This is a genomic window from Aureimonas sp. N4 (assembly GCF_001463925.1).
Classification (GTDB): Bacteria; Pseudomonadota; Alphaproteobacteria; order Rhizobiales; family Rhizobiaceae; genus Aureimonas; species Aureimonas ureilytica_A.
Window position 1 is genome coordinate 19,742 of the sequence record NZ_BBWS01000029.1, and the last position, 21,948, is coordinate 41,689.

Annotated in this window: 23 protein-coding genes; 9 read left to right on the top strand and 14 right to left on the bottom strand. The window is 65.2% G+C overall.

Features of this window, described 5'->3' with window-relative positions; translation table 11 throughout:
• Positions 1-78: 78 nt before the first annotated feature.
• The gene (locus AUL28_RS08660; protein ID WP_062231697.1) at positions 79-1,032 is read left to right on the top strand and encodes a carbohydrate kinase family protein; all 954 of its coding nucleotides are present in this window, start codon (positions 79-81) and stop codon (positions 1,030-1,032) included.
• A gap of 153 nt (positions 1,033-1,185) precedes the next feature.
• Here AUL28_RS08660 and AUL28_RS08665 read toward each other — a convergent pair whose 3' ends face one another.
• The 3 genes from AUL28_RS08665 to AUL28_RS08675 form a co-directional block, all read right to left on the bottom strand.
• Entirely contained in the window at positions 1,186-1,974 is a 789-nt protein-coding gene (locus AUL28_RS08665) for an outer membrane protein (RefSeq protein WP_058600200.1), read from the bottom strand.
• Positions 1,975-2,466: 492 nt separating this feature from the next.
• The gene (locus tag AUL28_RS08670; RefSeq protein ID WP_058600199.1) at positions 2,467-2,889 is read right to left on the bottom strand and encodes a Fur family transcriptional regulator; all 423 of its coding nucleotides are present in this window, start codon (positions 2,887-2,889) and stop codon (positions 2,467-2,469) included.
• A gap of 143 nt (positions 2,890-3,032) precedes the next feature.
• On the bottom strand, positions 3,033-3,944 hold the full coding sequence (locus AUL28_RS08675; protein ID WP_058600198.1) for a class I fructose-bisphosphate aldolase: 912 nt from the start codon (positions 3,942-3,944) through the stop codon (positions 3,033-3,035).
• A gap of 346 nt (positions 3,945-4,290) precedes the next feature.
• Between AUL28_RS08675 and AUL28_RS22600 the strand changes: the two genes are divergently transcribed.
• Positions 4,291-4,440 (top strand): hypothetical protein, encoded by a 150-nt coding sequence (locus AUL28_RS22600; protein ID WP_156419938.1) that lies wholly within the window; start codon positions 4,291-4,293, stop codon positions 4,438-4,440.
• A gap of 103 nt (positions 4,441-4,543) precedes the next feature.
• On the opposite strand, the gene AUL28_RS08685 is transcribed toward AUL28_RS22600, so the two are convergent.
• Positions 4,544-5,452: a hypothetical protein gene (locus AUL28_RS08685; protein WP_058634738.1), complete on the bottom strand. Its 909-nt coding sequence runs from the start codon at positions 5,450-5,452 to the stop codon at positions 4,544-4,546.
• Positions 5,453-5,796: 344 nt separating this feature from the next.
• Here AUL28_RS08685 and AUL28_RS08690 point away from each other — a divergent pair, with 344 nt between their 5' ends.
• The 4 genes from AUL28_RS08690 (at position 5,797) to AUL28_RS08705 (ending at position 10,171) form a co-directional block, all read left to right on the top strand.
• Positions 5,797-7,776, top strand: coding sequence for an FUSC family protein (locus AUL28_RS08690; RefSeq protein WP_062231701.1), 1,980 nt, complete (start codon positions 5,797-5,799; stop codon positions 7,774-7,776).
• A gap of 149 nt (positions 7,777-7,925) precedes the next feature.
• The gene (gene rpsU, locus AUL28_RS08695; RefSeq protein WP_026358568.1) at positions 7,926-8,165 is read left to right on the top strand and encodes a 30S ribosomal protein S21; all 240 of its coding nucleotides are present in this window, start codon (positions 7,926-7,928) and stop codon (positions 8,163-8,165) included.
• Between the two features lie 440 nt (positions 8,166-8,605).
• The gene (locus tag AUL28_RS08700) at positions 8,606-9,469 is read left to right on the top strand and encodes a tetratricopeptide repeat protein (RefSeq protein WP_058600287.1); all 864 of its coding nucleotides are present in this window, start codon (positions 8,606-8,608) and stop codon (positions 9,467-9,469) included.
• Positions 9,470-9,670: 201 nt separating this feature from the next.
• Positions 9,671-10,171 carry a DUF992 domain-containing protein gene (locus tag AUL28_RS08705; protein ID WP_062231703.1) on the top strand — a complete coding sequence of 167 codons (501 nt, stop codon included), beginning with the start codon at positions 9,671-9,673 and terminating at the stop codon, positions 10,169-10,171.
• Between the two features lie 64 nt (positions 10,172-10,235).
• On the opposite strand, the gene AUL28_RS08710 is transcribed toward AUL28_RS08705, so the two are convergent.
• From AUL28_RS08710 to AUL28_RS08725, 4 genes are all read right to left on the bottom strand, one after another.
• Positions 10,236-10,490 (bottom strand): aa3-type cytochrome c oxidase subunit IV, encoded by a 255-nt coding sequence (locus AUL28_RS08710; RefSeq protein WP_058600193.1) that lies wholly within the window; start codon positions 10,488-10,490, stop codon positions 10,236-10,238.
• A gap of 139 nt (positions 10,491-10,629) precedes the next feature.
• Positions 10,630-11,193, bottom strand: a complete 564-nt coding sequence (locus AUL28_RS08715) for a type 1 glutamine amidotransferase domain-containing protein (protein WP_062231706.1) — start codon at positions 11,191-11,193, stop codon at positions 10,630-10,632.
• A 162-nt stretch (positions 11,194-11,355) separates the two neighbouring features.
• Complete coding sequence (locus AUL28_RS08720) at positions 11,356-11,901, bottom strand: regulatory protein RecX (protein ID WP_062231707.1); 546 nt, start codon at positions 11,899-11,901, stop codon at positions 11,356-11,358.
• A 101-nt stretch (positions 11,902-12,002) separates the two neighbouring features.
• On the bottom strand, positions 12,003-12,710 hold the full coding sequence (locus AUL28_RS08725) for a hypothetical protein (RefSeq protein ID WP_058600190.1): 708 nt from the start codon (positions 12,708-12,710) through the stop codon (positions 12,003-12,005).
• A 279-nt stretch (positions 12,711-12,989) separates the two neighbouring features.
• Here AUL28_RS08725 and AUL28_RS08730 point away from each other — a divergent pair, with 279 nt between their 5' ends.
• The gene (locus AUL28_RS08730) at positions 12,990-13,754 is read left to right on the top strand and encodes a gamma-glutamyl-gamma-aminobutyrate hydrolase family protein (protein ID WP_062231710.1); all 765 of its coding nucleotides are present in this window, start codon (positions 12,990-12,992) and stop codon (positions 13,752-13,754) included.
• A gap of 26 nt (positions 13,755-13,780) precedes the next feature.
• Here AUL28_RS08730 and AUL28_RS08735 read toward each other — a convergent pair whose 3' ends face one another.
• The 4 genes from AUL28_RS08735 to AUL28_RS08750 all read right to left on the bottom strand — a co-directional run bounded on the left by AUL28_RS08735 (position 13,781) and on the right by AUL28_RS08750 (position 17,159).
• Positions 13,781-14,857, bottom strand: coding sequence for a nickel/cobalt transporter (locus AUL28_RS08735; RefSeq protein WP_062231711.1), 1,077 nt, complete (start codon positions 14,855-14,857; stop codon positions 13,781-13,783).
• A 44-nt stretch (positions 14,858-14,901) separates the two neighbouring features.
• Positions 14,902-15,573: a DUF1007 family protein gene (locus tag AUL28_RS08740; protein WP_062219564.1), complete on the bottom strand. Its 672-nt coding sequence runs from the start codon at positions 15,571-15,573 to the stop codon at positions 14,902-14,904.
• A 108-nt stretch (positions 15,574-15,681) separates the two neighbouring features.
• Positions 15,682-16,200, bottom strand: coding sequence for a L,D-transpeptidase (locus AUL28_RS08745; RefSeq protein WP_058600186.1), 519 nt, complete (start codon positions 16,198-16,200; stop codon positions 15,682-15,684).
• 41 nt (positions 16,201-16,241) lie between these two features.
• Positions 16,242-17,159 (bottom strand): LysR family transcriptional regulator, encoded by a 918-nt coding sequence (locus tag AUL28_RS08750; RefSeq protein ID WP_058636735.1) that lies wholly within the window; start codon positions 17,157-17,159, stop codon positions 16,242-16,244.
• 529 nt (positions 17,160-17,688) lie between these two features.
• Here AUL28_RS08750 and odc2 point away from each other — a divergent pair.
• The gene (gene odc2, locus AUL28_RS08755) at positions 17,689-18,822 is read left to right on the top strand and encodes an ornithine/lysine decarboxylase (protein ID WP_058600184.1); all 1,134 of its coding nucleotides are present in this window, start codon (positions 17,689-17,691) and stop codon (positions 18,820-18,822) included.
• 248 nt (positions 18,823-19,070) lie between these two features.
• A complete protein-coding gene (locus AUL28_RS08760; RefSeq protein WP_062231860.1) occupies positions 19,071-19,661 on the top strand; it encodes a GNAT family N-acetyltransferase in 591 nt (196 codons plus the stop codon).
• Between the two features lie 140 nt (positions 19,662-19,801).
• Here AUL28_RS08760 and AUL28_RS08765 read toward each other — a convergent pair whose 3' ends face one another.
• Positions 19,802-20,779, bottom strand: coding sequence for a WD40 repeat domain-containing protein (locus tag AUL28_RS08765; RefSeq protein WP_062231713.1), 978 nt, complete (start codon positions 20,777-20,779; stop codon positions 19,802-19,804).
• A complete protein-coding gene (locus AUL28_RS08770) occupies positions 20,779-21,948 on the bottom strand; it encodes a CobW family GTP-binding protein (protein WP_062231715.1) in 1,170 nt (389 codons plus the stop codon). The genes AUL28_RS08765 and AUL28_RS08770 overlap by 1 nt, the downstream gene beginning before the upstream one ends.

Below are 21,948 nucleotides of genomic sequence, written 5' to 3' on the forward strand. Positions count from 1 at the left end.
GGGCGAGGCACCTGTCCATTTGCAGATCGGCGCAAGTTTGATAGCGAACAGGCGACCAGCCAGATTTGGGGGAAGCGGATGTTTCTAAGCTGCGGCGATGCCTTGTTCGATGTGTTTGCCGGCGGCGATGAAGCCGATGTGGCGTCGATCTCGCTGAATGGCCGGATCGGAGGGTCGCCCTTGAACGTCGCCCTCGGTCTGGCGCGCCTCGGCCATTCGACCGGCTATTTCACCAAGGTCTCGGGCGATCCGTTCGGCCGACGCATCCGCGCCTTCATGCAGCGCGAAGGAATTGCCCAGAACTTCCTAATCGACACCGATCGCAACACGACGCTCGCCATGGTCTCGTTGTCGAGCGCCGGGACGCCGCGCTACGACTTCTACATCGAAGGCACGGCCGACCGCTCCATCGAGCCGACGGAAGTCCCGACCTCGCTGCCGAATGAAATCGAGGCGATCCACCTCGCCTCCTACTCGACGGTAACGGAGCCGACCGCCAGCGCCCTCGCCCGGCTCGCGGCGCAGGAGCACGCGCGCCGCTTCATCTCCTACGATCCAAATATCCGAGCCAGCATTGAGCCCGATCTCGACATCTGGCGCTCGCGCATCGGCGCGACGGTGCCGCTTTCCGCGCTGGTCAAAGCCAGCGAGGAGGATCTGGAGCAAGTCTATCCCGGCCGCGCGGTCGAGACGGTTCTGGCGGACTGGCTGTCGGCCGGCGCCTCGCTTGCGGTGGTGACGCTGGGCGAGCATGGAGCGATAGCCGCCAACCGTTCGGGGGTGACGGTCCGAGTGCCGGGCCGCTCCGTTGCAGTGGCCGACACGGTGGGCGCGGGCGATACGTTCCAGGCGGCTTTGCTGGCCGGGCTCAAGGAAGGTGGCAATCTGAGCGCCGAGGCCGCCGGCTCGCTGGGCGAGGATGCTCTGACCGGACTTCTGGGTTTTGCGGTACGCGCCGCTGCCATCACCTGCTCGCGCCGGGGTGCCGACCTGCCGCGCCGGGCCGATCTGGACCTTCCGCCGCTCGTTTGATGACAAGTTCTTAAGCCTGAAAAGGGCCGCGCGGTGGTCACCGCGCGGCCCTTTTTCATGTCCATCGTCCCCAGAACGCAAAAAACCCGCCGCGACCAAAATCGCGGCGGGCTGAAAAGAAGACCAGCCTCCGAAAAGGCTGGTCGACCAATCTTAGTTGAAGCGGAACGAAGCCTTGGCCCAGACCGTGTGGAAGTCGAGGTTGGACGAGGAGTCAGCGTTGAACGAGGTCTGCGTGACGCCGTTCGTGTAGGTGATCTTCGTGTCGGTCTTGCCGAGGTCGGTGTAGAGGTACTCGAGGCCGAGCGAGAAGTTCGGCGTGACGAGGTAGTCGACACCGGCGCCGACGGCGTAGCCGACGTCGTCCGAGTTCGAGTTGACGGTCGGGATGAAGCCGTTCGTCGCGCGGAGCGTGCCCGGAGCGAAGTACTTGGTCTCGGTGTCGGCGTAAGCCAGACCGCCCGTGGCGTACACGGCGAAGCGGTCAGCGGTCACGCCGAGCTTGGCGCGAACGGTGCCGACGAAGTTGATGTCGTTCGACAGGCCAAAGGTGTCGACGACGCCCGGAGCCGACGTGATGTTGTAGGTCGAGTTCGACTTCGCGTCGATGTAGTTGATGTCGGCGACGGCACCAACCAGGAAGTTGTTGATCTGGTAGTCGTAGCCGATGTGCACGCCGCCGATGAAGGCTGCGTCGTTGCTGTCGCGCGAGTTACCCGAGAACTGGGTCGTCGTGAACGTGCCCGTGCCTGGGTTGTAGCGGACGTCGCCCGCGTCGCGGTTGAACGCAACACCGGCCTGGCCACCGACGTAGAAGCCGGTCCAGGAATACGCAGGAGCCAGAGCGACGACCGGCGCCGCAGGCTCTTCGTACACGACGTCAGCGGCCAGAGCCGGCGTCACGAAAGCGGTCGAAGCGAGAAGAAGGGCAAAGCGATTCATGTTCGATACTCCACTGTCGCCTTGGCGACGTTTAGTGCTGCCAAACCTTTCGGCTCGGAAGCTCAGACCCGATCGTTCGGGCTTGGGACGATTTATGGTTCGACACCGTGCCTGAACAATGGCACCATTTTCGATACCGACCGCTGTGTGGCCACCCGGCAACAGCCTGATGATCCGCCAGCAGCGTTCGAACGGAGATTTAAACCGACAATCTTAAGGTTCGTTTAACTGCGCGAATTGCCCCATCACCGCCAAACAACTGACGCAAAAGGGGTTTCCCTCCCCATGCGGCTCAGATCACGCTTTCGATCGAACGTAATGAAGAGTTGAAGGCTGACGCGGGGCTGAAATACGCCGCCTCCCGAGCGGAGTGGGTATTGCGGGGAAAACGGGGGCGAACTCTTTTTTCTGAGTCGCCGTGGCCTTGCCGCTTTCGGCGCAGCCCAAGTCTGCCCTTTCGTCACCACTTTGTCGCCATCTTTGGCGAAAGAATCAAGCCTCGTCTGGGCTAGAATGCGTGGCTGACGCACAGGCGGAGCATAGGCCACGGATCTCGACCGCCGCATTTTCCAGCTTGAACCCTTGCCGCTGCGCCAGCGCCGCCAGCGCCGCGTCGAGGGTGGCGTCCGTCGCCTCGCTGACTTGGCCGCAGGTCTGGCAGATGGAAAAGATCGTCGCGTGGTGGTGGTCGCCGTGGTGATGGTTGCACGCAACGAAGGCATTGAGGCTTTCGAGCCGGTGCACGAGATGGCGCTCGGACAGGGAGCGCAGCGCGCGGTAGACCTGCAAGGGCGCCTTCAAGCCGTCGCCGCGCAGACGATCGAGAATTTGATAGGCGGTGTGCGGCCCGCTCTCGTCCCGCAGGACGGACAGGACAAGCGTTTCGTTGCGGGTCAGGCGGAGTTCGTCTTTCATGCCGCGACGGGCTCCATCGATGTCGAGGGATCGAAAGCGGAAGACCTTGGCCTCGAACGGAAAAAGGGCAGAGGGACGAAAAGTCCCCCTGCCCCTTCAGGTAACGATCCGATCGGCTCGACACAAGCCGACGCGGCGATCCGTCAGGCGTAGAGATCCATCACTTCGGCCAGAAGCTTCAGCGCATCCTCGCGCGAGCGTTGGAAGGAGTTGCGACCGATGATCGAGCCATTGCCGCCGCCGTCGCGGATAGCACGGACTTCATCGAGCAATTCTTCGGTGTTCTTCGCAGCACCGCCCGAGAAGACCACGATGCGCTTGCCCGCGAAGGACGCCTGCATGATATGGCGCACGCGATCGGCCCCCGTGGTGACGGGAATGGCGTTCTTTTCGTAGGTGGACTTTGCCTCGGCGAGGTCGACGTGATCGGAGGGCAGCTTGACCTTGATGATGGTGGCTCCCAGCAGCGCGGCCATATGCGCGGCATAGGCGATGATGTCGACGCCCGTTTCGCCGGCTTTGGTCACCTTGCCGCCGCGCGGATAGGACCAGACCACCGTCATCAAACCGCGCGACTTGGCCTGCAGCGTGATCTCGCGAAGCTCCTCCATCATGCCGTAGGACGCTTCGGCACCGGGATAGATCGTGAAGCCGACGCCGACGCAGCCGAGGCGCAGGGCATCTTCCACCGTGCCCGTCAGCGCCTGATCCTGGGCATTGACGAGCGAGTTGCCGCTGTTGAGCTTCAGGATCAGCGGAACCTCGCCGGCGAACGTGTCGGCGCCCTGCTCCAGAAGACCGAGCGGGGCGGCATAGCCCGAAACGCCCGACTCGATCGCCAGCTCATAGAGATAGTGCGGATCGTACGCGGCCGGATTGGGCGCGAAGGACCGCGCCGGACCGTGTTCGAAGCCCTGATCCACGGGCAGGATCACCAACCGCCCCGTGCCCGCCAGACGCCCATGCATGAGAAGGCGCGACAGGTTGGACTTCAGTCCCGGCGTCTCGCCCTCGTACCAAGACAAGATCTTGCGGACGGTTTCGGTTCTCAGCATGGTTTCCTCAATCCTCGCCAGCCGCTCGCTTCTCGGCGGCCCCGGTCCCGTATTAACGAGGTCTTTCGCAGCGTAAAGCCGTTCGCTCACGGCCCAACACATTAAAATCGTTTGAATTTTCCCAACGATCCCGAGGCCGCCTCTGCAACCTCATTCCCCGCTCCCGCGTTAAGACTTGTGACCATGGAGGGGCGAAGCGATGCGTGGGCAGATGATGTTCCCAACAGGATTCGGCTGCGATCCGACCGTGGCAAGCGGACAAGACCTTCGGGCCTATCCCGTGCCTCGCCCGCGCGCGGCGACGTCGCCTCGACGCGCCCCCATTCAAGGCGCGGACATCCGCCTCATGGCGCAGGGTCGCGTTGCAAGCCGGCTGGAAGAAATCGAGGCGCAGCGCAGAACTTCCAGATCCGGCGGCATGGCGCCGGCGCTCTGGTCCTCTGCCGCCATCGGACTTGTTCTGGCCGGAAGCCTTTATTTCCTGAACTATTTCTGATCGGGCGAGCGGGCTTGGACCGACCGCCCCGTCCCCGATTATTCAAGCCAACAAAAAAGGCGGGCCGAAGCCCGCCTTTCCTTTGTGACCAAACGCCACGCGCTCAGTCGCGATAGTAGCCGGCCAGACGATCGGTGCGGCCGACCGCGCCGCCCACAGCACCGACGATGAGGCCGAGGAGAAGGCCGACGAAAGCCACGAAAGCGCTGGTAGAGGCGGTTTCGGCAGCCTTGGTCGCGGCTTCGCGAGCTTGCGCGACAGCCTGGTCATACTGGCCCTGGAACTGGTTCAGACGCTGCTCGGCTTCCTGTGTGCTGATGCCAGCCTGCGAGGAGATGGCGTTGACGGCGCTCTGGCGCTGCTCAGGCGTCGCATCGCGGCCAAGACCCTTGAAGATTTCCGTGACAGCCGCGCCCAGATCCTGCGTGCCGGCGGCCTGACGAGCGTTCTGCGCGGCTTGGTTGGCCTCGTTCTGCACCTGATCGGCGGCCTGATTGGCCTGCTGCTGGCCGCGCGCCAGAAGCTGCTGCGCCTGCTGGCGAAGCTGCGGCGGCAGCGAGTCCAGCGAATTGGGAACAACCGCCCCAGCGGCCTGACCAATGGAGGAGATCGTGGAGCCAAGCGCGCCGAACGTGTTGGAGATCAGGGCGGATGCGCCGCTCGTCAGGAGATAGACGATGACGAGCGTCGAGGTCGCCCAGGTCGTGATGCCGTGCAGGGCGGCGTCGCGGCGCATGGTGGAACCGGCAAAGCGCGCAGCGGCGTAGCCGCCGACGAAGGTCGCGATCAGGACTGTGAGCGCGGTCCAGATGCCGCCGACCGACGAGAAGGAGGCGAGCGAAGGCGTATCGCCGGACATCGGGTCGATCGATGCAAGGCCGATGCCCAATCCCAGAAGGGCCAGCATGATCTGGACGACGAGCGTCAGAATCGTGCCGGCGATGATGGCGCCCCACGAAATGCGACGAATTCCCACGCCCGCGACAGCGCCGCGATCCACAATATCGACCATATCTTCACTCCAAACTCGGGTGGCGCATCGCGCTCACGAAAGGCGGGCCTCGGACGAGGCACCATGGTCTAGGTAAATGGTCGGCCACGACACTCTTCCAGATGTGCCGTACGCTTTTTCTTGTGCCCGAACGAAATGCGAGGCGGTGACTTCGATCCGGACTCGCCCGCCCATCACTTGGTGAAGGTGATCGTAAGTTTTACTTTTATTTCCTATACCTGCTGATTCCAGCGGGCGCTTCCAACCAGACCTGTCGCGACGCCCCGCGCCCATTTGCTTGTCGAAGCGAGTTGACGCTTTTCGTTCCGCGCTCCAATCCATGAGACTTGTCTGGATGGAGCCCCATGCCGCGCAGCGCCTTTCTCGAACGTCTCCATGGTTGGCTGGCCGGCACCGATCCCGGCCTGGTGCGCCTTCGCATGGCCGGCCGCGTGACGCTGACGCTCGTCTTCGTCGGCCTGTCGCTGATGTTGTTGAATCTCGTTCTGCCATTGCCCGTTATCAGCTTCGCGATCGGTCTCATTCTGGCGTTGCAGAACGCCATTGCGATCAAGGATCGCAGCGCCGTCGGACGCGCCCAGACCCGCGTTCTGTGCGCGGCGGCCGGTCTCGGAGTGCTGGTGCCCATTGCTCTTGTCGGCCAACGCTCCGGCCTTCTGGACGGCTTCTTTCTCGTCGTGACCTTCGCGGCGGTCTATGCCCGCAAATGGGGGCTGCGCTGGAATGCGGCGGGCATGTTCGCCTTCATGGCCTGCTTCGTCGGCATTTATTTCCACGCCGCCGTTTCCGATCTGCCGACGATCGCTCTCGCGCTTCTGCTTTGCGGCGGCGTGGCGCATCTGGTGCGGGAGATCCTGCTGCCGGATCGGCCCGCCTTCGATTTCGCCCAGACGCTTCGGGCGGTGGAAGAGCGCATCGGAACGCTGGTCTCGCGCATCCGCGCGGGCAAGCGCGCCGGCTGGCCGGAGGAGGCCCGCCGCGCCGCCATCGCGGCGGAAGGCCAGGTCAGAAGCGCCATCGCCATCGCGGAAGGGCTCCTGCCCGACGACGCCAGTGGCGCCGAGCGCCAGACGCCGGCCGCCCTCCTCGCCATCAAGCTCTTCGACCTGCATCTGGCGACCGAAACGACGCTCGCCGCGGCCCTCGACACGGAGGCTGACGCCGCATCCCATGAAAGCCGTCTGGCCGGCACGCTGGACCGGCTGGCCAAGGCGCGGCTCCAGCTGCGGCGCTCGGCGGACGGGCTCGATGAACACCAGCTCGAAGGGCCAGGGCTTGCGCTGCCGAGCGCGGCGCAGACACCCGTTCCATGGCACCGCCAGCCCGCCTTTCGCTTGGCGCTCCAGGTGACGCTCGCCTGCGCCCTCGCCATGGCGGGCGGGCTCTGGGTTTCGGAACAGCGCTGGTTCTGGGCTGTCCTCACGGCCTTTCTGGTGTTCGTCAACACGCAGTCGCGCGGCGACGCGCTTCTGCGCAGCGTCGATCGGGCGATCGGCACGGGGGTGGGAATCGTCGTCGGCATTCTGGTGGCGACGCTCCTGCATGGGAGCTTCGCCCTGCCGCTCGGCCTCATCGTGCTCTGCGTGTTTCTGGCCTTCTATTTCGTCCAGGTCTCCTACGGCGCGCTGACCTTCTTCGTCACCGTGGCGCTGTCTTTGGTTTACGGGCTTCTCGGCAGCTTCTCGCCCGACCTTCTCGTCCTGCGCCTCAAGGAAACGCTGGTCGGCGCGCTGGCGGGAATGCTCGTGTCCTTTTTCGTCTTCCCGACGCGCACGGAGAATATTTCGCGGCGCGGCGTCGACAGTTTCCTCGCCGAACTCGATCGCCTTCTGGAGACGATTCTCGAAAATCGGCGGGGCAATGCCTCATCATGGAAGGTTCTAGCCGTGACACGCGCGCTCGACCGGCGTCACACCGAGATCGTGACCATCGCGCGCCCGCTCGAGAGCGGCTGGATTTCCGCGCCCCGGCGCAAGCTCGTGCGCCTTGGCCTTCTGCGGCTGGCCACGCTTGCCTACTGGGCCCATCGCCTCGCCAGCACCGCCGACATGCCTCGAAGCGCGGATGCTCAAGAGCCGGACGCGGAGGAGTTCGACCGGTCGATCGCCCGGTGCCGAGCCGATATCGCAACGCTGCGCTCGGGCGTCGGGCACTTCTTTCGCCACTCCACAACACCAGCCCTCACACCGACCGATTGGGTTTCGGCCAGCCGTGATCTGGACGCACCCGATGCAGCTCTTGCGCTTCATGCGCTGCGCCATATCCTCCATCAGGCGACCGCCGATGCCGCCGGCGGATCGACCCGTTCCGCCATCGCCCCCTGAGGCCGATGGAACGTATGGCGCTCGACAGGTGCCCGGGCTTCTGATATGGAAGCCGCCACGATCACGGGAAGGATGCTTCCCGCGGGAGACCCGGCGCGTTCCGCCCCGTCTCCACGCAACCCTTTGGACCCTTGGAAACGGATCATTCTGTGCAGGTACTCGTTCGCGACAACAACGTCGATCAGGCTCTCCGCGCTCTCAAGAAGAAGCTTCAGCGGGAAGGCGTCTTCCGTGAAATGAAGATGCGCAACTTCTACGAGAAGCCCTCGGAGAAGCGCGTTCGTGAGAAGGCCGAGGCGGTTCGTCGCGCTCGCAAGCTGGCCCGCAAGCAGGCCCAGCGCGAGGGTCTCGTCGCTGGTGGCCGCGCCAAGCCGGCCGCGGCTCGCTGAGCGCATCGCTCAGTTCTAGAATTGGATCGGGGCGGTGCAGCTATCGGCTGCGTCGCCCTTTTCGTTTATGTGTCGGCGCTGCGAGCTATGATCTTGGAGGCGCTCGGCATCGCGCATCGACCAAAGAGCGAGTCGGCCCGCTCGGACCGGCCATGGCTCCGCCCCGTGCCGCAATGACGCGTTCGGATGTTGCGATCCTGTCTTGAAATGGCAGGCTCGCAAGGCATATCGAAACAGTCTCTGTCTTGGACGATCTCCAGCGGTGCGGACGGATAGAGCAGACATTTCGAAGGGTCGAGACATCGGCCTCAGGTAAGCTTGCCTCTTTATTCTGACGCGCCGGCCCGCGCCCCTCGACAGGAGCGAGCCTCATGCCCCAGGAGGCCGAATTCGTTCGACCTCGATCGCCGTGCCTTGAAGGAAGTCGCCGCGTGCTCACCATGACGAAGACTCACCGGACGTCAGTCCGCTCCGCCGCCGCCTTCATCCGCACGCGCGGTCTGGTCCTGGCTGCCGCCGGCCTCGCTCTTTCGGCGTGCCAGACCGGCCCCGCCCTTCAATCCATCGCGCTGGATCAGGCGCAGGGCTCGTCCGAGAATCTCTCGTCGCTGACGGCCGCCGTGAACGCCAACCCGAGCAATCCCGAGACCTACAATGTTCGCGGCATCGCCTATGGTCGCTCAGGCGACAATGATCGCGCGATCAAGGATTTCTCGACCGCGATCCAGCTCGATCCGAATTTCTATCAGGCCTATGCGAACCGGGCGCTCGTGCTGCGCCAGATGAACAAGAATGTGGAAGCGGTGGCGGACTATAACCGCGCGCTCCAGATCAACCCGAAATATGACACGGCCTATATCGGCCGTGGCAATATCTACCGTGTCGCCAATCGCAACCGCGAAGCGCTGGCCGACTTCCAGCGCGCCATCGACCTGAACACGACCGATCCGCGCGCCTATCATAATCGCGGCCTGCTCTACCAACTGGACGGGCAGCACCGTCAGGCGATCGAGGACTTCTCGACGGCCATCTCGATGGATGCGAACGCGCCCGAGCCCTATTCCGGCCGCGCCGTGTCCTATCTGGCACTGAACAATGTCGATGACGCGGCCGACGACATCAATCGCGCCATTCTTCTCGACGGCAAGCGCGCCGAATTCTGGGCCAATCAGGGCCTCGTTCTGGAAGCGCGCGGCGACAAGGCCAAGGCCTATCGCTCCTTCGCCCATGCCGCGCAGTTGGACCCGAACTACCAGCCGGCCAAGGACGGCGTGGCGCGCACGCGCGGTTCCGCCGGTTCTTGATCGGCTGATCATCACCCAGTCCGCCGCCGCGCTCACGGGCCGGCGGCGGTTTGAGCGCTTCTTTCGTTCGATCGCGGGCGACTTCACATCCGCCCGTCGCTGTTAATCTTTGTGAATGGAATTTAACGGGTCGCGGAAACCGATCCCGCGCGACGATGGTTATTGCGACATCCTGTGTCATCACGATGAGTATCGCAGACCATGAAACTCCCTCTCACCGCCGCCCTCGGCGCGCTCGCGCTGGCCGCTTCCATCGTTCCCGCCTCCGCCGGCGCCAAGATTGGCACCCTGACATGCCGGAGCAACGGCACGATCAATCAGATCGTCACCTCCTCGGAGACGGTGCTGTGCACTTACGCGCCTCTGGGTCGCTGGACTTCCACTGAGACCTATGTCGGCACGCTCGACACCTATGGCATCGATCTCGGCATCACAGGTCGCACAAGGATGGTCTGGTCGGTTCTGGCCGCCAGCTTCACCGAAGGCGAGCCGCAGTCGCTGGCCGGCCGCTATTACGGCACCAGCGTCGATGCGTCCTTCGCGGTGGGCGTCGGCGGCAAATCGCTGATCGGCGGTCCGGATCGCGGCTTCACTCTCCAGCCGACCAGCCTTCAGATCCAGGAAGGCGTGAACGCCACGCTCGGCGTGGCGCGGCTGACCCTTGAGGAAGCCGCTCCCGCAGGCGCCGTCTACAAGCCGTGAACCTCGACACAAAAAAGCCCCGCATCGTCTGCGGGGCTTTTTTCATGGCTGGAGGCGCACTCGCCTAATGCGTCATGGAGACTTCGTCGCCCTTGAGAACGGCGAAATGCGCCACGACCATCACGATCACGACGCTGAGCACGCTCATGATCACGCCCGCACCGACGATCAGCCCCATCAACATGCCGACGAGAATCGCGATCACGGCGGCAGAGCCGTATTTCACGAGCCAGAGAAAGCCGGCATAGGTGCGCTGGTGCTCCCGATAGTCCATCTCCGCACCCTTGCCGGGTTCGTATCCCGCCTCTTGCGCCATCATCGCCTCCCTCGAACTGTTCGCCTGCCGTCATGAATAGCCAAAAGGCGGGAAACGGGCAATCGACGCCCCGCCTCCACCTGTGAAAACGGAGCGCCCATGGGACGCTCCGCACCAGTCTCACAGGTCTCAGCCGCGCGTGTCAGGCGGCCTGACGCTTTTCGTGTCGACCTTCCTCGACCTCTTCGATGATCTTGGCGACGAAGGCGTCGAGATCGCCCGGGTTGCGCGAGGTGATCAGGGCCTGATCGGTCACCACCGTCTCGTCATGCCAGCGGCCGCCGGCGTTCACGACATCGGTCTTGATCGACTTGAAAGACGTGACATCGCGCCCCTCGATCACGCCGGCCTCGATGAGAAGCCAGGGCGCATGGCAAATCGCGGCCAGCGTCTTCTTGGAATTGTAGAAATCGCGCACGAAGGAGACGGCGGCTTCTTCGGCCCGCAGCTTGTCGGGGTTGATCTGGCCGCCCGGCAGAACGAGCGCGTCATAGTCGGAGACGCTGATTTCCGACAGGAGCTTGTCGACGGGAACGCTCTGTCCCCAATCCGTCTCGTCCCAGCCCTTGATCTCGCCGCTCTTGAGGGAGACGACATGAACGCTGGCGCCGGCCGCCTTGAGCTTCTCCAGCGGCACCATCAGCTCGGACTGCTCGAATCCATCAGTGGCGAGAATGGCGATCTTGGCCTGTTGAATGCTTGGCATGGGATAGTCCTCTTTCGGGTATCGGCTGCGGCGCGGCTCCCTAAGGGTCGCCTGCGTCGTCCGGCCGTTCGAGGAGCTAACGGGGTCGATTCAGGATGGTTCCTCCGCGCCGGGATCGGCGGGACGCGATTGTTTGGACGCGATTACATCGCGATCCGCACCCTAGAAGGCATCCGCTTCAACTTCGGCATCGATCGCGGCGGCAGCAATCGAATAGGAAAACCCCGCCCGCATCAGGGCCGCGATATCCTTGTCCCGCCGCTCGGCGCGGTCCCTCAAGCGGTGCGGCCCCAAGCGTCGGCGCTTGGCGAGAGCGCGCGCCGCACTCTCCTCGTCCGTCTCGTCGGCCTCCAGAACGGCGGCGACGGTTTCACGATCGACGCCCTTTTCGCTGAGCTTCAGGGCGCTGTGCCGGCGCGACGATCCGCGCCGCCGGAGGCTCGCGAGCTTCGCCTCGGCAAAGCTGCGATCGTCTAGAAGCTTGAGTTCGACGAAGCGCGCGACGGTCTCGTCCACCAGGCCGGCGAACTCGCCCGGCTCCTCGCCGCGCAGCATGGCCCGGCGCATGACCTTGCGCTCCAAGACGCGCTTCAGATGCGCCGTCGAGGCGGCGTAGCGCTCCAGATAATGAGCGGCGGCCCGAAACAGCCAATCGGCGGTGATGGGCTTCGGCGGCTTGGGCTCTTCGGTGGGGCTCGGACGGCGCATGGAGTGAATCTATAGGGTCGGCCCGTTGCACCACCAAGGGCGCTCGACGCGAAAAGGCCAATCCCGAAGGACTGGCCTTTCGACACGTTCAGGATGGAAGCTCAGGCGGCGTAGGCGAGGCCCGGCTGGACGCGATGATCCGTCTCGATCCCGATCGGGCCGCCGAGCAGGCCGACCTCGTGGGCGAGCTGCGCAGCTTCGGCGCGGGCGCGGTCGAGGCCGGACACATGCTCCTCGCCCAGCGTGAACAGCGTGCCGCCGTGGTAGAACGGCGCTTCATAGGCCGCGCGATGCACCAGACCGACGTCGAGGCGCGGCGTTTCGGACCGCTCGATCATGGTCTCGATGGCGCGGGCGACGCGGCTCGGAATGGTGGTCACGGCGCTGGCGACGAAGGCCCAGTCGCGGTCGCGTCGGCCCTTGCCCGCTTCCAGGCGCAGGAGACGGTCGGTGGCGAGCGCGGCATAGGCCGAGAGCGGCGAGAAGCGGACCGGGATCAGCGCACGGTCGGACAGGCGCGCGCCGGCGCGCAGGAGGTCCGGGTTGTCGCCCGCATCGATGATGGCGATCTCGCCCCGGCGGCGCGCGGCGCGCACGAGGCGCTCCAGCGACATTTCATCGTCGGCGACCTCGACCGTGCAGCGCGAGGGACGCCCCTCCTTCGCCGCCCAATCGACGAGATCCTTGTCGCGGGCCGCGTCGATCAGCACGACGGGAATGTCGGCGGCATTGGCGACGCTGGCCAGGGTCAGGGCGAGGGTGGAGGAACCGGAGGTTTTCAGGGAACCGATGGACAGAACGGGGATCATGCCAGGTCTTTCGCAAGGCGCGCGGGGGCTTTCGCCGCCAAGGTGCCGTGGCGTCGCGCGGGAAGAAGGAAACGGGTTCGTCATGGGAGCGGCGGGGGGAGCCAGCCGTTAAGCAATTCGCAAGATTGATTAAAAATGCAGATGGTTAACGAGACCTTAACGCGGCGGCCCGCCCCCGGCCTGCAACTGACGCCGGGCTTGCAGAGGCTGCGAGGCTTATGCCATGCGACAGGTTCGGAGCTCCGCGAGGGGTCCATTTCATCAGGAGAGATAGGTTCGATGGGCGCGACAGGGCTTCTCGTGGCGGTGCCGGCCGATGTCAGGGAGTTCGAGAACTACCACTGGCACGCGAGCCCCAGCACCTATCTCGCCGCCATCCGCGAGGTCGCGGGCGCGGTGCCGGTGATCGTACCGGCGCTGGTCGATGAGAGCGATCTCGACATCCTGTTCGAGCGGATCGACGGCGTGCTCGTCACCGGATCGGCCTCCAACGTCCACCCCGCCCTCTACGGCGTCGAGCCCAGCGCCTCGCACGAGCCCTTCGACCGGGAGCGGGATCGCCTGTCGCTCACCATGATCCGCCGCGCCCTCCAAACCGGCGTGCCGCTTCTGGCGATCTGCCGGGGGCATCAGGAGTTGAACGTGGCGCTCGGCGGCTCGCTCGCGACGGAAATTCAGGACGGCGAGGGCCGGATGGATCATCGCGCGCCCGAGCATCCCGAGCAGGCCGGCCGCTTCGCACTGCGCCATCCCGTCCGCCCGGAAGAGGGCGGCCGGTTGGCCGCTCTAGTGGGCGAGGAGCCCTTCGCCGTCAATTCGCTGCACCGGCAGGGGATCGACCGGCTGGCGGATGGGCTCGCGGTCGAGGCACGGGCAGAGGATGGAACCGTCGAGGCGGTGTCCGTGCCCTCGGCGCGCGGCTTCGCCCTCGGTGTCCAGTGGCACCCGGAATATTGGGCAGCGACGGATGGACCGTCCCGCGCGATCTTCGAGGCTTTCGCGGCCGCGTGTCGCGAGCGCCGGGACGCGCGCACGGCCGGATAATCCGCGCGGCGCTTTCGCAGGGAGTTTCACGCCAGCGAGGCGAAGAACAGACCGAAGCCGAGAGAAACGAGCAGCAGCGCCCCCGAGAATTCCAGAAGGGCGCGCAAGGGGCGAAGGCGCGACGCGCCTTGGCCCAACCGCAACACGACATCCTTGGCGCCGACCGCCAGAGCCGCGAGGGCGGACACGGTGATCGCGGTGCCGAGCGCCATGGCGAAGACCGAGAGAAGACCCGAGCCGTAGAGCCCGTTCAGAAGCGCGAAGGTCAGAACCACGATCGCGCCCGAACAGGGCCGAAGGCCGACGGCCACCACCGCCGCCAGGGCCGAACGCCAGGAGAACCCCTTGCCGCCGAGTTCGCTGGCCGAGAAAATATGCGGCCGGCCGCAGTCGCAGGCGTCACCCGCGGCGTCGTCGCAAACATCAGAGCCATACGCGCCGGAGGCGCGCGGCAGCAGCTTCGGCCCGCCCGGCGTGCGGTCGGTGAAGGTGCCCGCGCCCGCGAAGGCTAGCCCCTGGGGTCCGCTTTGCGGCGCGCGCCAGACAAGCGGCAGAACGGGAAGACGGCGCAGGAGGGCATGGCCCTTGCGCAGGACCAGCCAGATGCCGATGGCGGCGACACCGAGATACGACATCAGTTCCAGACCGAAAGCGGCCTGCGTCATCGACAAGGACGTGCCTCGCAGGACCATCCATCCGAACAGGACGATCACGGCGGCGGATAAGGCCTGCGCGATGGCCGAGGCGAAGGACAGCGCGATGCCGCGCCGAAGCTCCACCTCGTTGGCCAGCATGTAGGAGGAGATCACGGCCTTGCCGTGCCCCGGGCCGGCCGCATGGAAAATGCCGTAGATAAAGGACAGACCGACCAGCCAGCCGAAACCGCCCTGCCCGTCTCGGATCGCGACCAGCGCATGGCGCAAGTCCACGAAGAAGCCGCGCTGGATGCGCAGGATCTCCATCATGAGGCCGGCGAACGGCCCGCTCGGCGTCGGTGTCACCTCGGCATTGCCAATGCCGAGCGAGGACTGCGCGAGGGCCACGCCTGTCAGCAGGCACAAACAGAGAAGCGTGGGTCCGGCGAGGCGCAAGGGCGAACGCATGGTCGGGCCTTTCGAATGCGACGAACGGTCTGTAGCAGGGGATTTTACTTGGCGCATGACACGTCGATGCGCGTCGCCAGAAGCTGCGAGAAATTCACGCCATCGTCGGGAAGCTGCTGATTGGGCTTCAGCATGGAGACCGAGTTCATCCATTCCGACGCATCGGCATCCGGGTCGGGCCGCGTGAAACTCTTGGTGCAGGTCTTCGGCAGATCGAGCAGCTGGTAGGCGTTCTCGTCGGCGAAGTCGAAGGCGACGAAATAGCTCTCGTCATAGACGGAGAAGGTCACCTTATCCTTCTTCAGGTCCACCGGCTCGGCGGGCGTCATCTCGAAGAAGAGCGTCAGCTGCCCGTGGTCGAAGAGGCCGCGGATTTCCTTGGGCGGATGGAGCTTGATGTCGCGCTTGCCGATGGACACGAACGTGTAGAACTCCCACTCAGCGATGGAGCCGAGCACGGTCTTGCCCACCGCCTCCAGTTCCTCCGGATCGAGCTTGCCGTTGCCGTTCTTGTCGAAATCCACCACGACGCTGGAAGAGAAAAGCTCGTCGAAGCGCCAGATGTTGCGGATCGCGGACAGCTTGCCATCGGCCGTGCCGACGATCTCCATCTTGGAGTCGGCGAAGACATGGGGATGCGCCTCAGCCCCGCCGCTGGCGACCAGACCAAGCGCCCATGCGCCAGCGCCGATCGCGGCCGCCCGTCTCACACCCATGCTCGCAGTCCCCGTTCGTCCGGCGTCTCTTGGAGGCGCAAAGAACGGCCAAATTGGGGAGAAGTCCAGCGCGAACCCTTGCGGGGGATCGCGCTGGCTCAGGGCATCTTACTGCAGCACCACGACCTGCGCGCCCACGTGAACGCGCTCGAACAGGTCTTCCACATCGGCGTTTCTCATGCGGAAACAACCGGCGGACGCGGCCGAGCCGATCGAGTTCGGCGAATTCGTGCCGTGGATGCGATAGGTGCCCCAGCCCAGATTCATGGCCCGGCGGCCGAGCGGGTTGCTCGGGCCGGGGCCGACCGAGGCCGGCAGGGTCGGTTTGGCCTCGCGCATGGATGGCGTCGGCACCCAGATCGGGTTGAGGCGCTTCTTGGAAACCCAGCTCGTGCCGAACCACTGCTCGCTCGGCTTGCCGACGGCGATGTCGTATTTCAGCGCCCGCTCGTGGCCCGTCACCAGGAAGAGCTGCCGCGCGCCCGTCATGACCACGATCGTGCCTGGCTCATAGTCCCCTAGAAACAGGGTTTCCTCCCGATCCCGCGAGGGCGCGGCATAGGCGGGGGTGAGCATCGTGGCGCAGGCGATGACGGCCGATGCGACGAGGGCGCGAAAACGGACCATGGAGAACCTCGAATCATGAGCGGCCGGACAAGCTTGATCCGTCAAGCTGCCGGTTCGCGACCCGGACAATTCTTTCGAAACCAGGTTGCCAAGAAGTCAACAAACACGCGCGTTCGCGCAGGAAGATGCCGCCGATGCGGAAAAACCGCATAGATGCCGGCATCGCGCGGCACGAAGTCGTCCAAGATCGAGACGAGGCGGCCGTCGGCAATGTCCTGGCGCACCACGAATTCGGGGATCAGCGCGACGCCGAGGCCCGCCAGCGTCGCCGCCCGCACCGTATAGGGAGAGTTGGCGGAAAAGCGCCCCGACACGTTGATCGGGATCGGATCGCCGGTCTTGGGGTCCTTGAAGGTCCAGTTGTAGAGCGTCTTGGCGTTGGAATCGATCACGGCCGGCAGGCGGGAAATGTCGGTCGGATGGGTCGGCGTGCCATGCGCCTTCAAAAATTCCGGCGTCGCGCAGATCGCGAAATCGAGTTGGCCGAGACGCCGCGCGATCATGGCCGAATCGGTAAGACGCGTCATGCGGATCGCAACGTCGAACCCTTCCTCCACCAGATTGACGAAACTGTCGTTGAGATGAAGATCGAGCGTGATGTCGGGATGGGCGGCGGAGAACTCGACCAGACTGAGGCCGAGTTCGGCGTCGCCGAAGGTGCGCGCGGCGGTGACGCGCAGCGCCCCCCTCGCCTCGCCGGTCGCTTCACGCGCTTCCTCGTTCAGCGCGGCGAGATCGGCGAGGATCGTGGAGGCGCGCGCGACATAGACCTCGCCCGCCGCCGTCAGCGCGATCTGGCGCGTGGTGCGGTTGATGAGGAGAACGCCCAGTTCGTCCTCCAGCTCGCGCACATATTTGGACAGAAGCGCCTTGGAGCGACCGGTCTTGCGTGCCGCCGCCGAGAAGCCCTCGCTTTCCACGACAGACAAGAAGGCGCGCATCCGGGTCAACGTATCCATCGGCACAATTTCCTTGCCTCAAACCGACCCGTGTTGCCCCATCGCGACACCGGCCAAAACGCTTCCATATCAGGTTCGCAACCTCGCGAGAGGGTGAATTTTTCGCTTGTATGCGACATCTGGCGGTCCTATATCCGCCCTTGCCCAATGTCGCACGTGCCTGTGGGCGTCCCCCGGTCCTTCGAATGCGAAGATCACCGGGTCGGTCACTGGAGGTTTCCTCCAGGTCGGTTTCGCTGCTGGCGAAATCGTGGACGCCTTGAAGCAACGACGGTGCGGGCCTTTCTGGTCTCTCCCGGTCTCCATAGCCGGGAATTCTGTAGAGGCACACCTTCCTTGCCTGAAGTGCGGCGGGTCCAACCCTCCAAGCCATGGCACAATCTTCCGCTCTCGTTCGGCCGTTCGGCTGCCCGATGTGGGAGGCTATTCGCGTTTCGCGTTCGATCCATGAGCGGGGTCTCCACCGGCCGTTCGTGGGCTTGAGCGCGTGCGCTCCTCGTCAACCCAAGCGGTTCACTGGAGCTGACCCATGGCCACGCAGCGCATCATCGACTTCCTCGCCACCCGACGTCCCACCGGCCCTTGCCTCGTGGTCGATCTCGACGTGGTGGAAGAGAATTATCAGTCCTTCCGCCGCGCGCTGCCGGATTCGGCGATCTATTACGCGGTGAAGGCCAACCCGGCTCCCGAAATCCTGCGCCTTCTCGCCTCGCTCGGCTCGAATTTCGATTGCGCCTCCGTCGCCGAAATCGAGATGGCGCTGAACGCCGGCGCGACGCCCTCGCGCATTTCCTATGGCAACACGATCAAGAAAGAGCGCGACATCGCCTGCGCCCATGCGCTCGGCGTCTCGCTCTTCGCGGTGGATTGCGTGGAAGAGGTCGAGAAGGTGGCTCGCGCCGCACCCGGCGCGCGCGTCTTCTGCCGGGTGCTGACGGATGGCGCGGGCGCCGAATGGCCGCTGTCGCGCAAGTTCGGCTGCGTTCCGGCCATGGCCGTGGACGTGTTGACCCACGCCCATGCGCTCGGCCTGACGGCGACGGGCGTCTCCTTCCATGTCGGCTCGCAGCAATGCGATACCGAGGCCTGGGACGGCGCGCTGGCCGACGCCGCCTTCGTGTTCAACACGCTGGCCGAGCGCGGCATCACGCTAACCCTCGTCAACATGGGCGGCGGCTTCCCGACGCGCTATCTCAAGGACGTGCCGACCGCGCAGGCCTATGGCCGCTCGATCTTCGCCGCGCTGCGCCGCCATTTCGGCAACCGCATCCCGGAGACGATCATCGAGCCCGGTCGCGGCATGGTGGGCGATGCCGGCGTCATCAAGGCCGAGGTCGTTCTCGTGTCGAAGAAGTCGGTCGAGGACGCGAACCGCTGGGTCTTCCTCGACATCGGCAAGTTCGGCGGCCTGGCCGAGACGATGGACGAGGCGATCCGCTATCCGATCGTGACGGCGCGCGACGAGGACCGTAAGGAGCCCTGCGTGCTCGCCGGCCCGACCTGCGATTCGGCCGATGTGCTCTACGAGAAGACCCCCTATCCGCTGCCGATCTCGCTGACGGTGGGCGACGAGGTTCTGATCGAGGGTACGGGTGCCTACACGACGACCTATTCGGCCGTCGCCTTCAACGGTTTCGAGCCGCTTCGCTCCTACGTCATCTGAGCGTCGTCCGGCCGGTTTAAAAAGCCGCCGACTGGATCGATCTCCCTGTGACACCGCCGAGGCTCGTGAGGGCCCGGCGCCTTGCCCCTCGCCCGATGGTGCCCTCGCGCCCTTGGCGCTTCGCGCTGATTTTATCGCTGCCATGCCCGGACGCGGCCTCAAGCCCCGCCCGGCCGCCTGCCCTCACGCGCGCGTTCGCCTCTCGGCCGACGCGCGAGTTCGCTCGCCCCTGTTTCGAGGATCGCCTCATGGCCGCGCATCCCGTTTCCCTGTTCGAACTCCTGCGCTCCCAGCCGATCGTGCACCTTCGCGCCGAGATGCCGGGGGATGTGAGCGCGCGCGAAGCGCTGCTCGACGCCGCGATGGGTCCGGGACGCGTGCGCAAGTCCTCCGAGGCGCTGCGTCGCGGGCGGCTGCCGGCCGACGGTCTGGCGCTCGTCGCCGAAACCGAGGACGGCACGCTCACCGGCTCCGTGCGCCTGTGGAACGTCGCGGCGGGCGAGCGGGGCGGCGCGGCCGTTTCCGCCCTCTTGCTCGGACCCCTGGCGGTTCTGCCGGGCTTCGAGGGCTTCGGCATCGGCTCATCGCTGATGCGCCGCGCCATCGCGGAAGCCACATTCCGGGGGCATGATGCGATCGTGCTGGTGGGCGACGCGCCCTATTACGAGCGCTTCGGCTTCTCGGCTGATGTGGCCGCAGGCCTCACCATGCCCGGCCCGTTCGAGCGGCATCGGCTGCTTGGCCTCGAAATCGAGCCGGGTGCGCTTCGCGGCGCAGAAGGCATGATCGCTGCCACAGGCCGTGAGATCACGTCAGAGGTTATCGCCGCAGCCGCCTGATCACCCCTGTCTTGCCCGTGCGGGCCAATAAACAGGCCGGAACGCGAAGGGGCTTCCCCCGCGCGTTCCGACCTCATGCATTCAGACGCTGAAACGATCGGCCAGCCCGTAAGCGCTGGGCGACCAACCAGACGCTACCGTCAGGAGGCTATGTCCACGACGCCCGCCTCGCCGCTGTCGGAGCCGAAGGTGAGGAAGCGGCCTTCCTTGTCCCAGCCAAGCGTCGTGACGCCGCCCGAGCCGCCCCGGCGCAGGAGCGCCTCCTTCGAATCGGCAAAGCGCACCGCGAGGATCATGCCGTCCGCATAGCCGATGGCGAGAATATCGTCGCTCGGATGGCATGCGACGGCGGTGACCATCGTGTCGCCGCGCGTGCCCAATTCCAGCGGCGCCTTGTTCATCGGCCCGTCCTTGGACGAGAAGGGCCAGAGAATCGCAGCCGGCGCGCCCGATGTCGCCAGGAACTTGGTCTTGGCCGACCAGGACCAGCTCTTTACCTTGGCGGGATAGCCGGTCATGCGCATGTGCTTGCCGTCTTCCAGACGCCAGCCATGCAGGGCGTTTTCCTGCATGACGGTGACGAGGAAGCGCCCGTCCGGCGAGAAGAAGACGTCCGTGTGCGGCCCCTTCCAGTCCAGTTCCTGCGGCTTGGCGTCCGTGCCGGCGAAGAAGAGATTGGCGCCGTCATAGCGCGCGGTGGCGAGCCGCAACCCCTTGGGCGCGAACGCGACATCCTCCACCGTGCGGGCATGGACGAATTCGCGTGCTTCGCCCTTGGCCTCGCGCACGAAGGCCGAGCGACCGGCCGCATAGCCGATCGCCCCGCCGGGGCCTCCGGCCACCGCCGTGATCCACTTTCGGCCAGCCGAGCCGAGTTCGCTAAGGGTCCTGTCAGGGAGCGTCGCGACGACGCGCCCATCCTCCCCACCCGTGAGGAGGCGATGGGAAAAGGCGTCGTAGCGGGCGGTGACGAGGCCGCCCTTGTGCGCTTCCAGCACCTTCTCGCCGCCGGCGGGAAAGCGGATCGTGCCGTCCGACAGAGCGAAGACCGGCGCGTCCTTGAGGAACAGCGCCGCTTCCACATGCGTGTCGAACGTGTAGGGGACGACCTGAGGCATCAGGCGCCGGCTGCCGCGGGGGACTTGGCGAAGCAGGCCTTGAAGCCCTCTTCCAGCGCTTTGGCGTCCAGCTCGCGCCCGATGAAGACGAGCCGGCTTTCGCGCGCCTCGCCCTCGCGCCAGGGCCGCTGGTGATCGCCCTCGATGATCATATGAACGCCCTGCACGACATAGCGATCCGGGTCGCCGGCAAAGGCCATGATGCCCTTGAGGCGCAGGATGTTCGCGCCTTGCGTCTGGGTAAGATCCTGAATCCAGGGGAAGAACTTGCGCTGGTCGATCTCGCCGCCGCGTAGCGACACCGACTTCACCGTCACGTCATGGATCGGCGACGCCTCGCCATGGTGATGATGGCCATGGTCGTGATGATGGTGGTCATGGCCGTGGTCGTGATGCCCATGATCGTGGTCGTGATGATCGTGCCCATGGGCATGGTGGTCGTGATGGTGATGATCATGGTCGCAGTCCGGCCCGCAGACATGATCGTCATGGCCGTGCGCGGCCTCTTCCAGGAACTCCGGCTCCTGATCCAGAACGCGCTTCAGATCGAACGCGCCCTGCCCGAGCACGCGCTTGGGGTCGATGGCCGAGCGCTCCGCGCGGTGGATCACGGCATGGGGGTTGATCGCCCGAACGGTCGCCTCGATGCGGGCGAGTTCTTCGGGCGTCACGAGATCTGTCTTGTTGACGATCACGACATCGGCGAAGGCGATCTGATCCTCGGCCTCGCGCGAGTCCTTGAGGCGCAGCGGCAGGTGCTTGGCATCCACCAGCGCCACCACGGCGTCGAGCCGCGTCTTGGCGCGCACATCGTCGTCCATGAAGAAGGTCTGCGCGACGGGTACGGGATCGGCAAGGCCCGTGGTCTCGACGATGATGGCGTCGAACCGGCCAGGGCGCTTGGTGAGGTTTTCCACCACGCGCACGAGGTCGCCGCGCACCGTGCAGCAGACACACCCATTGTTCATTTCATAGATCTCTTCGTCGGTCTCGACGATGAGGTCGTTGTCGATGCCGATCTCGCCGAACTCGTTCACGATGACGGCGTAGCGCTGCCCGTGATTGTCGGAGAGGATTCGGTTGAGCAGCGTCGTCTTGCCGGAGCCGAGATAGCCGGTGAGAACGGTGACGGGAATCTGGGTTTCGGAGCCGCGAGCGGTTTCGGACAT

What these genes read in the sequence shown, in the direction of transcription:
- AUL28_RS08660 (WP_062231697.1), top strand. Translation starts at nt 79, where the DNA reads ATGTTTCTAAGCTGCGGCGATGCCTTGTTCGATGTGTTTGCCGGCGGC.
- AUL28_RS08665 (WP_058600200.1), bottom strand. Translation starts at nt 1,974, where the DNA reads ATGAATCGCTTTGCCCTTCTTCTCGCTTCGACCGCTTTCGTGACGCCG.
- AUL28_RS08670 (WP_058600199.1), bottom strand. Translation starts at nt 2,889, where the DNA reads ATGAAAGACGAACTCCGCCTGACCCGCAACGAAACGCTTGTCCTGTCC.
- AUL28_RS08675 (WP_058600198.1), bottom strand. Translation starts at nt 3,944, where the DNA reads ATGCTGAGAACCGAAACCGTCCGCAAGATCTTGTCTTGGTACGAGGGC.
- AUL28_RS22600 (WP_156419938.1), top strand. Translation starts at nt 4,291, where the DNA reads ATGGCGCAGGGTCGCGTTGCAAGCCGGCTGGAAGAAATCGAGGCGCAG.
- AUL28_RS08685 (WP_058634738.1), bottom strand. Translation starts at nt 5,452, where the DNA reads ATGGTCGATATTGTGGATCGCGGCGCTGTCGCGGGCGTGGGAATTCGT.
- AUL28_RS08690 (WP_062231701.1), top strand. Translation starts at nt 5,797, where the DNA reads ATGCCGCGCAGCGCCTTTCTCGAACGTCTCCATGGTTGGCTGGCCGGC.
- AUL28_RS08700 (WP_058600287.1), top strand. Translation starts at nt 8,606, where the DNA reads ATGACGAAGACTCACCGGACGTCAGTCCGCTCCGCCGCCGCCTTCATC.
- AUL28_RS08705 (WP_062231703.1), top strand. Translation starts at nt 9,671, where the DNA reads ATGAAACTCCCTCTCACCGCCGCCCTCGGCGCGCTCGCGCTGGCCGCT.
- AUL28_RS08710 (WP_058600193.1), bottom strand. Translation starts at nt 10,490, where the DNA reads ATGATGGCGCAAGAGGCGGGATACGAACCCGGCAAGGGTGCGGAGATG.
- AUL28_RS08715 (WP_062231706.1), bottom strand. Translation starts at nt 11,193, where the DNA reads ATGCCAAGCATTCAACAGGCCAAGATCGCCATTCTCGCCACTGATGGA.
- AUL28_RS08720 (WP_062231707.1), bottom strand. Translation starts at nt 11,901, where the DNA reads ATGCGCCGTCCGAGCCCCACCGAAGAGCCCAAGCCGCCGAAGCCCATC.
- AUL28_RS08725 (WP_058600190.1), bottom strand. Translation starts at nt 12,710, where the DNA reads ATGATCCCCGTTCTGTCCATCGGTTCCCTGAAAACCTCCGGTTCCTCC.
- AUL28_RS08730 (WP_062231710.1), top strand. Translation starts at nt 12,990, where the DNA reads ATGGGCGCGACAGGGCTTCTCGTGGCGGTGCCGGCCGATGTCAGGGAG.
- AUL28_RS08735 (WP_062231711.1), bottom strand. Translation starts at nt 14,857, where the DNA reads ATGCGTTCGCCCTTGCGCCTCGCCGGACCCACGCTTCTCTGTTTGTGC.
- AUL28_RS08740 (WP_062219564.1), bottom strand. Translation starts at nt 15,573, where the DNA reads ATGGGTGTGAGACGGGCGGCCGCGATCGGCGCTGGCGCATGGGCGCTT.
- AUL28_RS08745 (WP_058600186.1), bottom strand. Translation starts at nt 16,200, where the DNA reads ATGGTCCGTTTTCGCGCCCTCGTCGCATCGGCCGTCATCGCCTGCGCC.
- AUL28_RS08750 (WP_058636735.1), bottom strand. Translation starts at nt 17,159, where the DNA reads ATGGATACGTTGACCCGGATGCGCGCCTTCTTGTCTGTCGTGGAAAGC.
- odc2 (WP_058600184.1), top strand. Translation starts at nt 17,689, where the DNA reads ATGGCCACGCAGCGCATCATCGACTTCCTCGCCACCCGACGTCCCACC.
- AUL28_RS08760 (WP_062231860.1), top strand. Translation starts at nt 19,071, where the DNA reads ATGGCCGCGCATCCCGTTTCCCTGTTCGAACTCCTGCGCTCCCAGCCG.
- AUL28_RS08765 (WP_062231713.1), bottom strand. Translation starts at nt 20,779, where the DNA reads ATGCCTCAGGTCGTCCCCTACACGTTCGACACGCATGTGGAAGCGGCG.
- AUL28_RS08770 (WP_062231715.1), bottom strand. Translation starts at nt 21,948, where the DNA reads ATGTCCGAAACCGCTCGCGGCTCCGAAACCCAGATTCCCGTCACCGTT.